The 13,045-nt window shown below is 64.7% G+C and carries 10 protein-coding genes; 6 read left to right on the forward strand and 4 right to left on the reverse strand.

Going from position 1 to position 13,045, the window contains the following annotated elements; all coding sequences use genetic code 11:
* Positions 1-53 precede the first annotated feature (53 nt).
* The 5 genes from LFT47_RS10995 (at position 54) to pgsA (ending at position 5,493) form a co-directional block, all read left to right on the forward strand.
* Positions 54-1,649, forward strand: a complete 1,596-nt coding sequence (locus tag LFT47_RS10995; RefSeq protein ID WP_236810675.1) for a S53 family peptidase — start codon at positions 54-56, stop codon at positions 1,647-1,649.
* A 47-nt stretch (positions 1,650-1,696) separates the two neighbouring features.
* Positions 1,697-1,981 (forward strand): YegP family protein, encoded by a 285-nt coding sequence (locus tag LFT47_RS11000; protein WP_236810677.1) that lies wholly within the window; start codon positions 1,697-1,699, stop codon positions 1,979-1,981.
* Between the two features lie 244 nt (positions 1,982-2,225).
* Positions 2,226-4,235, forward strand: coding sequence for a threonine--tRNA ligase (gene thrS / locus LFT47_RS11005; RefSeq protein ID WP_236810679.1), 2,010 nt, complete (start codon positions 2,226-2,228; stop codon positions 4,233-4,235).
* 30 nt (positions 4,236-4,265) lie between these two features.
* Positions 4,266-4,871 carry an HIT family protein gene (locus tag LFT47_RS11010; protein ID WP_236810681.1) on the forward strand — a complete coding sequence of 202 codons (606 nt, stop codon included), beginning with the start codon at positions 4,266-4,268 and terminating at the stop codon, positions 4,869-4,871.
* Positions 4,864-5,493: a phosphatidylinositol phosphate synthase gene (gene pgsA / locus LFT47_RS11015; RefSeq protein WP_236810682.1), complete on the forward strand. Its 630-nt coding sequence runs from the start codon at positions 4,864-4,866 to the stop codon at positions 5,491-5,493. The genes LFT47_RS11010 and pgsA overlap by 8 nt, the downstream gene beginning before the upstream one ends.
* A gap of 64 nt (positions 5,494-5,557) precedes the next feature.
* Here the strand turns inward: pgsA and LFT47_RS11020 are convergent, their stop codons facing one another.
* On the reverse strand, positions 5,558-7,261 hold the full coding sequence (locus tag LFT47_RS11020) for a DUF222 domain-containing protein (RefSeq protein WP_236810683.1): 1,704 nt from the start codon (positions 7,259-7,261) through the stop codon (positions 5,558-5,560).
* A gap of 444 nt (positions 7,262-7,705) precedes the next feature.
* Here LFT47_RS11020 and pdxS point away from each other — a divergent pair, with 444 nt between their 5' ends.
* A complete protein-coding gene (gene pdxS / locus LFT47_RS11025; RefSeq protein ID WP_272909577.1) occupies positions 7,706-8,632 on the forward strand; it encodes a pyridoxal 5'-phosphate synthase lyase subunit PdxS in 927 nt (308 codons plus the stop codon).
* A gap of 220 nt (positions 8,633-8,852) precedes the next feature.
* Here the strand turns inward: pdxS and LFT47_RS11030 are convergent, their stop codons facing one another.
* Genes LFT47_RS11030 through LFT47_RS11040 form a run of 3 tightly spaced genes read right to left on the reverse strand, consistent with a single transcriptional unit; the run spans position 8,853 to position 12,970 of the window.
* Positions 8,853-10,865 (reverse strand): M3 family metallopeptidase, encoded by a 2,013-nt coding sequence (locus LFT47_RS11030; protein ID WP_236810684.1) that lies wholly within the window; start codon positions 10,863-10,865, stop codon positions 8,853-8,855.
* Positions 10,866-10,925: 60 nt separating this feature from the next.
* Complete coding sequence (locus LFT47_RS11035) at positions 10,926-11,678, reverse strand: type 1 glutamine amidotransferase (protein WP_236810685.1); 753 nt, start codon at positions 11,676-11,678, stop codon at positions 10,926-10,928.
* Entirely contained in the window at positions 11,675-12,970 is a 1,296-nt protein-coding gene (locus LFT47_RS11040; protein ID WP_236810686.1) for a Mur ligase family protein, read from the reverse strand. Before LFT47_RS11040 ends, LFT47_RS11035 begins: the two co-directional genes overlap by 4 nt.
* Positions 12,971-13,045 lie beyond the last annotated feature (75 nt).

The following is a 13,045-nucleotide window of genomic DNA, read 5'->3' on the forward strand; positions in this document are numbered from 1 at the left end:
CATAATCGCAGGGGACGAAGCTCTCTCTCTCTCAGCGAGCGTAGGAGGCACCAATGTCGATGCAGGACACTCCAGAAGATCGACCGCCTGAGGAAACGCAAAGCGTTCCGCTGCCAGGATCTGACCGGGCTCCCGCTCCGGGCGTCCGGGACGTTCTCGGTCCCGTCGATCCTTCCCGTCGGATCGAGGCGACGGTCATCCTCAGGCGCCAGGAAGAGATGCCCGAAGTTCCGTCCGCTGCGCTTTCGCGGGACGAACTAGCCTCCCGGTACGGCGCGTCGGCAGCAGACCTCGATCTCGCTGCGCGCACCTTCGCCGACCTCGGTCTCGACGTCGTGGAGTCGGACGCGGCCAGCCGCAGGATTCGGCTGTCTGGAACCGTGGAACGGATGAGCAGCATCTTCGGTACGTCCCTTGACGAGCTGACGAGCCGAAGCCCGGACGGCACCGCTGTCACCCACCGGCACCGCACCGGAGGCCTTCAAGTACCTGCAGATCTCGACGGCGTCGTCGTCGCCGTCCTCGGCCTTGACGACCGGCCGCAGGCCCGGGCCCATTTCCGCGCCATTTCCCTGGCCTCTGCCGGAACCAGCTACACCCCGCCCCAGCTGGGAAAGATCTACAACTTTCCTGAGGGAACGGACGGAACGGGCCAAACCGTTGCCATCCTTGAGCTGGGCGGCGGCTACGGACAGCAGGACCTTGACGCCTACTTCCAAGGCCTCGGCATGGCCACGCCGAGCGTCACCGCTGCGGGAGTCGACGGCGGAGCGAACCGGCCCGGGCAGGATCCGGCGGGCGCCGACGGGGAAGTCCTGCTCGACGTCGAAGTGGTCGGCGCCTTGGCGCCCAAGGCCAAAATTGTGGTCTATTTCGCTCCCAACACCGACGCCGGCTTCCTGGACGCGATTGTCGTAGCCTCTCATGCAAATCCGGCGCCGGCCGCGATCAGCATCAGTTGGGGCCAGAGCGAAGACGCCTGGACTGCCCAAGCCCGGACGGCTTTCGACCAGGCACTGGCCGACGCCGCGGCCCTCGGGGTAACGGTGACAGCCGCGGCCGGGGACAACGGCAGTGCGGACGGCGCCACGGACAACAAGGATCACGCCGATTTCCCGGCGTCGAGCCCGCATGTGCTGGCCTGCGGCGGAACCCGCCTTCAAGCGGACACCGCGACAGGCATCATCAGCGCGGAAACGGTCTGGAATGACGGCCCCAACTCGGCTACTGGCGGAGGTTACAGCGACGTCTTTCCGGTTCCGTCCTGGCAGTCCGGCATCTCGGGGCACGCCAAGCACAAGAAGGCCGGAAGGGGCGTCCCGGATGTCAGCGGCGTCGCCGACCCGCAGACGGGTTACAAGGTACGCGTCGACGGGAAAGACATGGTGATCGGCGGAACCAGCGCGGTCGCACCGCTCTGGGCGGCCCTGGTTGCCCGTCTCGCGCAGGCCACTAACAGGCGCTTCGGGCTCATCCAGCCGCTGCTCTACCAAAACGGCACCCAACCGGCGTCGGGCTTCCACGACATCACCGCTGGTTCCAACGGAAGCTACCATGCCGCGACCGGCTGGGATCCCTGCACAGGCCTGGGCAGTCCGGACGGCAGTGCCCTCCTTGCATTGCTGCAAACCGGGGGCTCGGCTCGGTAGACTGGTTGGTGTCCTTTACAACCGCAGGTTTCAAAGGAGGCTACACAATGGCTGGATACTTTGAGCTGATCGACGGACCCGACGATGGGTACAGGATTGCACTACGCGACGGCGACGGCGACATTCTGGCGATGTCTACAACTTTTACCACCAAACAGTCCGCTGTCCGCGGGATATCCACGCTCAGGGAGATCGCCGGAACCGCACTGGTCAAGGACAGAAGCCATGGCCGGTGGACCCCGTCCCTTGAGCGGCAGGCCCACCGCTTGCATCTGCTCCACCAACCGGCCTGGCGGAAACACGAAGTGAGAAGCGCCGCAGGCCGCCTGTAGCCCTGCGTTAGGGCAGTTTCGCGGACCGCACCACAGTCCAGACCCAGAGTCCTCCGTATGACGTTGCACGGGTCGCAATCACGTATGCCAAAATGGCCGTCCTTCGCCGCGTCTCCTCGGCGAGAAACGGCAGGCCCGCGCCTGCTTTGGCTGCCCCAGCCGGAGCGGATACGATGGACAATGGCTGGCTGTGGTCCCCGTACGCCACAAGCTATGAAGCCTTATCAATGAATAGGAGACACCCGTGTCAGATGCCCAGCAGATCACCCTCATCGTCGATGGCGAAGAGACCAAGGTGACGGAAGGGACCACCGGCGCGGAACTCTTCTTCGAGCGCCGCGACGTCGTAGTGGCCCGTGTCGACGGCGAGCTCAAGGACCTTGACCAGGTGCTGCCCGAGGGTGCCCAGATTGACGGCATCACCATCGACTCGCCGGAGGGCCTGAACGTCCTGCGCCACTCCACCGCACACGTGATGGCGCAGGCCGTGCAGCAGCTTCGTCCGGACGCCAAACTCGGAATCGGCCCCTACATCACAGACGGCTTCTACTTCGACTTCGACGTTGCCGAGCCCTTCACCCCCGAAGACCTGCGCCAGCTCGAGAAGATGATGCAGAAGATCATCAACCAGAACCAGAAGTTCGTGCGCCGCGTCGTCACTGAAGACGAAGCCCGCGAAGCCATGAAGGGCGAGCCCTACAAGCTTGAGCTGCTGGGCAAAAAGAACGACGCCGCCGAAGCCGGCGAGGGCGTCAACGTCGAGGTGGGCGCCGGGGACATCACCATCTACGACAACGTGGACCGTAAGAGCGGTGACAGCGTCTGGTGCGATCTTTGCCGTGGCCCGCACTTGCCCAACACCAAGCTGATCTCCAACGCCTTCGCCCTGACCCGCTCCTCGGCGGCATACTGGCTGGGCAACCAGAACAACCAGCAACTGCAGCGCATCTACGGCACCGCCTGGCCCACCAAGGATGCGCTGAAGGCCTACCAGGAGCGCATCGCCGAGGCCGAGCGCCGCGATCACCGCAAGCTCGGCGCGGAGCTTGACCTGTTTTCCTTCCCGGATGAGCTGGGCTCCGGCCTGCCGGTGTTCCACCCCAAGGGCGGGATTATCCGCAAGGCGATGGAGGACTATTCGCGCCAGCGTCACGTGGACGCCGGGTACGAGTTTGTCTACACCCCGCACATCACCAAGGGACACCTCTACGAAGTCTCCGGCCACCTTGACTGGTACAAGGAGGGCATGTTCCCGGCGATGCACATCGACGCGGAACTGAACGACGACGGCACCGTGCGCAAGCCCGGCCAGGACTACTACCTGAAGCCGATGAACTGCCCCATGCACAACCTGATCTTCCGGTCACGCGGCCGCTCCTACCGGGAACTGCCCCTTCGGCTCTTCGAATTCGGCTCCGTGTACCGCTATGAGAAGTCCGGTGTTGTCCACGGCCTGACCCGCGTACGCGGCATGACACAGGACGACGCCCACATCTACTGCACCCGCGAGCAGATGAAGGACGAACTCACCACAACCCTGAACTTCGTCCTCGGCCTGCTCAAGGACTACGGACTGGACGACTTCTACCTTGAACTGTCCACCAAGAACGAAGACAAGTTCGTTGGCGAGGACGCCGCCTGGGAGGAAGCCACCCGCACCTTGGCCGAAGTAGCCGAGGCCTCGGGGCTGGAGCTGGTCCCGGATCCGGGTGGAGCCGCGTTCTACGGTCCCAAGATCTCCGTGCAGGCGAAGGACGCGTTGGGCCGCACCTGGCAGATGTCCACCATCCAGCTCGACTTCAACCTGCCTGAGCGGTTCGAGCTGGAGTTCCAGGCTGCCGACGGCACCCGCCAGCGTCCGGTCATGATCCACCGGGCCTTGTTCGGCTCGGTAGAGCGCTTCATGGGCGTACTCACCGAACACTACGCGGGAGCTTTCCCGGCATGGCTCTCGCCCGTGCAGGTGGTCGGCATTCCGGTGGCGGAGGCGTTCAACGACTACATGTTCGACGTCGTCGGCCAGCTCAAGGCCGCGGGCATCCGTGCCGAGGTGGACATTTCCTCGGACCGTTTCCCGAAGAAAATCCGCACTGCGAGCAAGGACAAGATTCCCTTCGTCCTTATTGCCGGGGGAGAGGACGCCGAGGCCGGTGCGGTGTCGTTCCGCTTCCGTGACGGCAGCCAAGACAACGGTGTACCCGTTGCCGAGGCCGTCCGAAGGATTGTCGACGCCGTCAAGAACCGCGAGAGCTGACGAGCCGGACACCGTGGGGGGCAGGAAACAGTGCAGGAGAACACGGGCGTGACAGCTGAGTATCCGGGCGATGCCGAAGTGACTGACGACTTCGGCCTGGCAGGTGTTCCTGATGCCTTCCAGCGCTTGTGGACTCCGCACCGCCTGGCCTACATCAAGGGCGGGCAGAACCAGTTCGATAACGACGACTGCCCGTTCTGCGTAGCTCCAAGCCGCACGGACGAGGAGTCCCTCATCGTGCGGCGCGGCAAGACGTGCTACGTGGTGCTCAATTTGTTCCCTTACAACCCTGGTCATTTGCTGGTGTGTCCTTACCGGCACGTTCCGGACTACACGGACATCACAGTGCAGGAAACGGCGGAAATGGCAGAGCTCACGCAGACCGCTATGCGGGTGCTGCGAAAGGTGGCCAACCCGAGCGGCTTCAACCTGGGCATGAACCAAGGCGTGGCAGGCGGGGCGGGAATCGCCGCACACCTGCATCAGCACGTGGTTCCTCGCTGGGGTGGGGACGGAAACTTCTTCCCGATCATCGCCCAGACGAAGGCCATCACCCAGACCCTTGGCGAGGTTCGCCAGCAAGTGGCCGAGGCGTGGCCGGAAGAGTCGGATCTCTCCGGGGAGACGGATGCTTAATCGGCACGCCCGCGGGTTTTTCACCGGGCTGTTCTCGCCCCTTGCCCGATTCCTGCTTAGGGTTGGGGTCTCGCCCGACGCTGTCACCGTCGTCGGGACCGCCGGCGTAGTTCTCGGCGCCCTGATTCTCTACCCACTGGGCCAGCTCTGGTGGGGTTCGCTGCTGATCGCCATTTTCGCGCTGTCCGACGTCGTGGACGGCATCATGGCAAGGGAGCAGGGACGCAGCGGACCGTGGGGAAACTTCCTCGACTCCACGCTGGACCGGCTGGCAGACGGCGCCATTTTCGCCGGCGTCGCAATCTGGTTCTTCACGGGCGGGGAGAACATTGCGATTGCCATCGCGTCCCTGGCCTGCCTGGTTCTCGGGATGGTGGTTTCGTACGCCCGCGCCAAGGCTGAATCATTGGGCTTCTACGCCAATGTGGGCATCGCCGAGCGTGCCGAACGGCTCATTTCGGTGCTCCTCGTCACCGGTCTGACCGGACTGGGGCTGCCTCCCATCGTCTTGCTGGTGACCCTTGTCATGCTCTCCGCCGCTACGGCCATCACAGTCGTCCAAAGGATGGCGGCCGTCCGCGAACAGGCGATGGCAGACGTCGACGGCGGGACGCCCGCTTAAGCGGTGTGATCACTTTGCTGCCCCGGCGCGTTTTGTGTCGGGGCACGCTCACGTCCGGGTGAGGTTATGTGCGGGTGGGTCTGAAGTGGTGGTTGCGTCGGGGTGTTTGGCGGGGGTCGATGTGGGGTGGTGGTTTGAACCATGGCACGCCGGTTTCCATGGTGATGGTCCAGTGTTCTTTGTGGATGACGTGGTGGTGGTGGCTGCATAAGAGGGTGCCGTTGTCGGTTCCTGTGGTGCCGCCGTTGGTCCAGTAGGTGATGTGGTGGGCTTCGCACCAGGGTGCGGGGATGGTGCAGTCGGGGAAGGCGCAGCCTTGGTCGCGGGCGATGATGGCTTTGCGGATGTGGGGCGGGAAGATCCGGGTGGTGCGGCCGATGTCCAGGACGCGGCCCTCGCTGGCGAGCAGGACGGGGATGATGTCGGCGTCGCAGGCGATTTTGCGGATGGCCGAGGGGTGGAGCGGGCCCTGGAATGTGGCGGCGCCGCTGCTGAGGCGGGGGCCGGTGGGCGTTTCGCGGTCGGGGTGGTCGGCGCGTTCGAGGCGGTTGAGGAGGTCTTGGTAGCCGATGGTGACCATGACCTGCGGGCGGAGGCCGCCGTTGGCGGGCAGTTCGCCGGTGGCCAGGGCCACTGCGCAGGCGCCGACGAGCCCGTCGAGGAGTTTCTGCGCCCGGGAGCGGCGGTCCAGGCCGGTCCCGGCGCCGGTGCCTGTGCCGGTGCCGGTGGTGTTGGGCTGGAGGCGGGGGTTGGTGGCGGTGTTCATGACGGTGGCGAGGGTTTCGAATTGTTCGGCGGTGGCGATGATTTCCAGGTGGTGCAGGCCGTGGCGGGGTTTGCGGATGAATGCTCCTTGGCGGTGGCGCAGTTCTTCCTCGCCGGGTTCGGTTCCGTCCTGGTCGATGGCGTCGACCCAGCGCTTGGCCATCCGGTTCACGAAGTCGGGATCGCTTTCCATGGCGGTCCGGGTGAGGGAGTGTTCCATCTGGTGGGTGGTGTCCGGGTCGGCGAGGTGGCGTACCTGGTCCAGGGCGGTGCTGATGAGGGTGGCTGAGCGGGAGGGCAGGGCCGCGGTGGTCAGGGCCGCGGCGAGGACCTCGTGCCGTGCGGGGAGGTCCTGCCCGGCGATCCCGGTCTGCGGGAGCACTCCGGAGGCCAGTGCGAGGCGGCGTCGTGCTTCGCCGATGCCGATCCGCAGCCTGGCGCGCAGGAATTCGGCGGCGTTCCGGTACCCGTCGTCGAGTGCCGCGGCTGCGGTATCTGTTGCGGTGGGTTCGGTCCAGCCGGTCCGCCACCCCGGCGCCGGGGACGTGTGCGGTGCGGCCTGGGCTTCGCGCCGGGTCCGTTCCACGGCCTGGGCTGCGACGAGCTGCAAAAACTCGACCGTCCGGGAGATTTCCTCGACCTTGCCGGCGAAATCAGCGGCTTCGGGGAAAGCCAACAGGCGGGTGTCGGCGAGAGCGGTTGAGCGCAGCTCATTCATTACCGCCACCACCTGATCAAGACCGCCCGCGGGCAGCGGCCCGCCGGCGGCCGGGCTTTCGAACCGGGCGGGGTTTTGGTGCTGCGCCAGGCTTTCGAACCGGGCCAGGCTTTCGAACCGGGCCAGGCTTTGAAACCGGGCCGGGTTTTGAAGCTGGGCTGCGTATTGGAGCTGGGCATGGCGGGCGGCGACGGGCTTCAGGCGGCGGGCCACGCGCCCCGGCGACGAGATCCCGCCGTCGGGCGCGGCCACCCGAAGTGCGGTGAATTGACCGGTGCCTTCCATGACTAAACCCTGTCACGGGGCACTGACAATTAGGCCCCCACGCTGCCACCCGGCGACGCGAAAAATGAAAACAAGGAAAACACGTCCCAAGTACTAGCTGTTGAGGTCCCAATGAACCCCGACCGCCTCGGCGACCGGCCCGGTGTTGCCCTCACAATTGCCGAAGACAGATTCCTGCGCCTTTGCATCGTCAACCAATCCGCTGCCGTCAATGGACCTGAAGTATCCGCGACGCGCGGGACCCATATCACCCGGTGTGCGAAGCCCCGTCGGTGCCGGCGGAACAGCGGGGCGGGGCTGGTAATCAAGTACGACGGCCACAGCGCAGGGGACTAGTATTGAAGTTACTTGGTCAATGTGACCTGGAAATCCGGTGTGCGCTGTGTGTGGCCCCTGTCCGCCTGCGCCCCGGCCAAGGTCTTCTATCTACCCATAGGGGTTTTTGTGTCTACACCTGATGTAAGCAACGAAGCCGGTTCGTCCGCAGCCAGCGTTACGGGCAGCAACCGCGTCAAGCGCGGTATGGCCGAGATGCTCAAGGGCGGCGTCATCATGGACGTCGTCAACGTCGAGCAGGCCCGCATCGCCGAAGATGCCGGCGCCGTGGCCGTCATGGCGCTCGAGCGGGTTCCCGCCGACATCCGCGCCCAGGGCGGCGTGTCCCGCATGTCGGACCCGGACATGATCGACGCGATCATCGCCGCCGTGTCCATCCCCGTCATGGCCAAGGCCCGAATCGGCCACTTCGTCGAGGCACAGGTCCTGCAGTCCCTCGGCGTGGACTACATCGACGAGTCCGAGGTCCTGACCCCGGCCGACTACACCCACCACATCGACAAGTGGAACTTCACCGTTCCCTTCGTCTGCGGTGCCACCAACCTCGGCGAGGCGCTGCGCCGCATCAACGAGGGCGCGGCCATGATCCGCTCCAAGGGCGAGGCCGGCACCGGCGACGTCTCCAACGCCACCACCCACATGCGCCAGATCCGCGCCGAGATCCTCCGCCTCTCCACCCTGCCCGAGGACGAGCTCTACGTCGCGGCCAAGGAACTCCAGGCCCCGTACGAGCTCGTCAAGGAAATCGCCGCCACCGGCAAGCTTCCCGTCGTGCTGTTCACCGCCGGCGGCATCGCCACCCCGGCCGACGCTGCCATGATGATGCAGCTGGGCGCGGACGGCGTGTTCGTCGGTTCGGGCATCTTCAAGTCCGGCAACCCGGCCCAGCGTGCCGCCGCCGTCGTGAAGGCCACCACCTTCTTCGATGACCCCGACGTCATCGCCAAGGTCTCCCGCGGCCTCGGCGAAGCCATGGTGGGCATCAACGTCGAGGAAATCCCCGAACCCCACCGCCTCGCCGAGCGCGGCTGGTAAGTCTCGCCTGACGGCGCTGAGCTCCAGAATTACGACGCCGGCCGGTCACCTTTCACGGTGACCGGCCGGCGTCGTGCGTTAACACCCAACTGATCCCCACCGCCGCCCTCGCCTCGCAAGCTCGGCCAGGGAACCCTGGCGGCGTGGGCCCACGCAGTTGTTGTCGTTATGGAGCCTCATAACGACAACAACTGCGAGTCAGTTGGCTCGGCCGGCCAGGCTACTCGAGTCCGCGGCGCTTCAAGAGGGGGTTGAGGGAGGCATCGCGTCCCCGGAGTGCGCGGAAGGATTCCAACGGATCCCGGCTATTGCCGCGGGAGAGCAGTTCCGAGCGGAAACGTTCGCCGTTGCTGCGCAGCAGCCCGCCGTTCTCCCTGAACCAGTCCACCGTTTCGGCGTCGAGCACTTCGCTCCAGATGTAGGAGTAGTACCCTGCGGCGTAGAAGTCCCCGGCGAAGATGTGCTGGAAGTACCCCGTGCGATACCGGGGCGGTATGAGGGAATGCGCCACGCCCGCCGCAGCCAATGCCTTGGCTTCGAAGTCCTGGGCATCCTGAGGAACGCCGTCTACCTCCAGCACGTGCCAGGCCAGATCCAACAGGGCGGCTCCGAGGTATTCCGTGGTGGCGAAACCTTCCCCCCAAAGCTTGGACTCGTTGAGGCGGTCGATGATGTCCCGGGGGAGAGGTTCGCCAGTGGCGTAGTGGCGCGCGTAGTTGCCGATAATTTCGGGCCACATGATCCACATCTCGTTGACCTGTGACGGATACTCCACGAAGTCCCGGGGGACCGAAGTTCCGGAGAACCGCGGATACATGACCTTGGAAAAGAGTCCGTGCAAGGCGTGGCCGAATTCGTGGAACGTGGTCCGGACCTCGTCCAGGGTGAGGAGCGTTGATTCTCCGGCTGGCGGTTTGGAGATGTTCAGGTTGTTGATCACCACTGGCTTGGTACCCAGGAGTGCTGACTGATCGACGAGCGAGTTCATCCAGGCGCCGCCGCGCTTGGAGTCCCGCGCGTAGTAGTCGCCCAGGAAAAGGCCAAGCTCGGAGCCGTCCTCGTTGCGCACCTCCCAGACGCGGACGTCCGGGTGGTACCCCTCAAGGTCTTGCCGCTCGTGGAAAGTAATGCCGAAGAGGCTCGTGGCCGCGAAGAACACGCCGTCCATGAGTACCCGGTCCAGTTCGAAATAGGGCCGCAGCAACTGTTCGTCCACCTCGTACCGCTCCCGCCGGACCTTCGAGGAATAGTACGCCCAGTCCCACGCTTCCAACGGGTGCCCCGCGCTCTCCGCCAAGGCGGCCGCCTCGGCGTCGGCGTTGCGGATGGCGGCAGGAGCAAGCCGGTTCAGCATCGCCTGAACGGACGCGAAATCGGGGGCGGTCTGGCGGTCCATGACCAGTTCGGCGTAGTTGCCGAACCCGAGAAGTGTCGCCTTCTCGGCCCGCAAACGCACCATCGCCTTCGCCAGCTCCATGACGTCCAGGCTGCCGCCGTCGCTGCCCCGCGCAATGGACGCCTCATAGAGGCGGCGCCGGAGCTCACGATTTTGCAAAGAAGCCAAAGCAGGCTGGTTGCTCGGCTGTATGAGGGTCAGGAGGTATTTCCCCTCGTGTCCGGCAGTGCGTGCTGCCTCGGCGGCACTGGCGATGTCGTCCGCCGGCAGGCCGGCAAGCTCCGTGGCGTCATCCACCATCAGCGCGGCAGCCTTCATGGCTTCCTTGACGCGTTGCCCGTATTCCGTTCCCAAACGGGAGAGCTCCGCATTGAGGCTCTTGAGCTTTTCCTGGTCATCTGGATCAAGTTGGATCCCCGACTGGCGGAATTCCCTGAGGTATTCCTGCACCAGCCGGATGGATTCATCGTCAAGTCCTGAGGTGTCTATTGCTACGAATCGCTCGTACAGTCCGCGGTTGAGGTAGACCGCGTCCTGGTGGCTCGCGAAACGGGGAGACAGCTCGGTTTCGAGTTCGCGGATGGCCTCTGAGGCGTCGGCGGAAACCAGTGTGAAGAAGGATGCCGCTGCCCGCTCCAGCAGGCGGCCGGAGCGTTCCATCGCAACTGCCGTGTTTTCGAAGGATGCGGGCTCTGGGTTATCCACGATGGACTGGATTTCAGCCAGGTGCTCAGTGAGGCCTGCGTCCACAGCTTCGGCGTAGTGGCTGTCCTGGATGGCGGCAAAGGGCGGCAATCCGAAGGGAAGGGTGCTCGGCTCCAAGAGAGGGTTCGTCATGAAGCAACCCTTTCATGCAGGCTGCCCGCCCACAACGCTTTTGCCGGTATTAGCGCGGTGTTAGCGCGGCCGCCGCGCCGCGTGTTCGCGCGCGAGGCGCGCATAGCCGTCGTCGGGCGTTCCGGGGACGAAAGTACCGTACTTGCGTTCGACGGCGGTCCGGATCAGGAAGTCGGCGATGGCAGGATTCTTGGGCAACAAGGAACCGTGCAGATAGCTGGCAACCACATTCCGGTGCCTGGCCCCTTCATGGTTGTCTTTGCTGTTGTTGCCGGCACCCTTGGACACGGTGCCGAGGGGCTCGACGCCGGGACCCAAGGCAGTCTGTCCGCTGTGGTTTTCGTAGCCCATGATTTCGCCGAACTCGGGCGAGGTGAGCGTGACGTTTCCGATGAGGCGTTCGTCGGTGCCGACCGTCTCGACGTCAAGGATGCCGATACCGGGGATAACAGGGCCGCTCTTCGTCTTAAAGAACTTGCCGAAAAGCTGGTAAAGCCCGCAAATAACCAGCATCGGCGTTCCGTCCTCGGCCATCTCGCGGAGTTGCTCGCCTCGTGACTGGAGATCGTCCTGGATGACTACCTGGCCGCTGTCCTGGCCACCGCCGCCCACAATGAGATCGACGTCTTCGGGGAAGTCGTCGCCCACGTTGTATTCAAGGAGCTCGGGCGTGTATCCGTGCCAGAGCAAGCGCTGCCGCAGGACGAGCGCGTTGCCCCAGTCGCCGTAGATGTTCATGTCACGGGGATACAGCTGGAGGACCCGGATGGTGCCCTTGCTGGCGTGAGCGGCGGTATCTTCGGCCCGGGTCATGAGACCACCTCTACTGTGGTGATTTTGGAGAGTTCGCGCCGGATGGCCAACATCGCGGTGTAGGTGCAGAACACGCGTTTAGGCTTTCCCGCCGACCCGCGGATGAATTCAGCCAACGCCGCAGGGATGTCCGTGTCCACTGAACCGAAACGGACCTCGTCGTACTGGAGGCGCAGTGCCATGTCGTAGGCACGGACACCGGTCAGGACCTCGACGCCGTCCTCGCGCAGGGAATCGAATTCCACGTCCCAGAGCCAGGACATGTCGCGGCCGTCGGCATAGTTATCGTTGATGGCGATCATGGACGCATAGCCCTTCGCTGGGAATGACTTCAGGCCCAGGCGGAAACCGCTCGGGTTCTTCACCAGAACCAACTCAAGGGGCTGGCCATCCACCGTCAGGCTCTCCCCGCGGCCAAAGGCAGGAGCCACCTCGGAGAGCGCCTTGACCAGCTTGGCGGCATCGCCGGGCCTTCCGCTTGCCCCGGTGATGCTCCTGGCGAGCACCAATGCGGCGGCGGCATTGAAGATGTTGTAGACGCCGCGGAGTTTCATGTGTGTCGCCACGCGGGTTCCGTCGAACTCGAAGTCGGCGTCATCGGTACCGACACGGCGGAGTACGACGTCGGCCGCCGGCGAGTCGGGGACGTCACCGAGGAGGCTGGTTCCCGGCCCCGCGGCCCGCATGTCGTCGTCGTTCGGGAAGGTGCTTCGGAGCGATTCGTCCAATCCGAAGTAGAGCACTTCGGGGCCGCTAAGGGCTCCGGCAATGCGGGCCACCCGGGGGTCCTCGCGGTTCAGGACCACGGTGCCGGTGGTTCGCTCGGCGATGCGCTGGAGAAGCATCGCGGTGGCGTCGATTTCGCCGAAACGGTCAAGTTGGTCGCGCAGGACGTTGAGGAGAAGGCAGTAGCGCGGGGGCACCTTGTTCACGAAATGCACTGCATGAGCTTCGTCGAGTTCCAATACCGCGACGTCGGCGTCCAGCCTGCCGCGCCAGTCCACTTCACCGAGGAGCGCAGCCGCGACGCCACGCGTGAAGTTGCTGCCGGTCCGGTTGGTGAAGACCTTTAGGCCCTGGCTTTCCAAGAGCTCCACCACCATTTTGGTCGTGGTCGTCTTGCCGTTGGTTCCGCTCACCACCGCCACGCCATGGGGGAGCGAGGACAGCGTCCTTTGCATGAAGCCTGGGTCGATTTTCTCGACCACGAGGCCGGGTAAAGCCGAACCCCCGCCGCGCAGCCGGGACACAGCACGGACCAGCTTGCCGAGTGGAACGGTGAACGAAAACATGCTCTGTAATATATCCCAGTTGGTGCATAAACCACGTGCCGTAAGCCTGCCACCGGGTTCCCGGGCGAGCCTGGC

The sequence above is a fragment of the Arthrobacter sp. FW306-2-2C-D06B genome (assembly GCF_021789175.1).
Taxonomy (GTDB): Bacteria; Actinomycetota; Actinomycetes; order Actinomycetales; family Micrococcaceae; genus Arthrobacter.

Bases quoted from the DNA above. Each gene is read 5' to 3' on its own strand.
- LFT47_RS10995 (WP_236810675.1), top strand. From the start codon at position 54: ATGTCGATGCAGGACACTCCAGAAGATCGACCGCCTGAGGAAACGCAA.
- LFT47_RS11000 (WP_236810677.1), top strand. From the start codon at position 1,697: ATGGCTGGATACTTTGAGCTGATCGACGGACCCGACGATGGGTACAGG.
- pgsA (WP_236810682.1), top strand. From the start codon at position 4,864: ATGCTTAATCGGCACGCCCGCGGGTTTTTCACCGGGCTGTTCTCGCCC.
- LFT47_RS11020 (WP_236810683.1), bottom strand. From the start codon at position 7,261: ATGGAAGGCACCGGTCAATTCACCGCACTTCGGGTGGCCGCGCCCGAC.
- LFT47_RS11030 (WP_236810684.1), bottom strand. From the start codon at position 10,865: ATGACGAACCCTCTCTTGGAGCCGAGCACCCTTCCCTTCGGATTGCCG.
- LFT47_RS11035 (WP_236810685.1), bottom strand. From the start codon at position 11,678: ATGACCCGGGCCGAAGATACCGCCGCTCACGCCAGCAAGGGCACCATC.
- LFT47_RS11040 (WP_236810686.1), bottom strand. From the start codon at position 12,970: ATGTTTTCGTTCACCGTTCCACTCGGCAAGCTGGTCCGTGCTGTGTCC.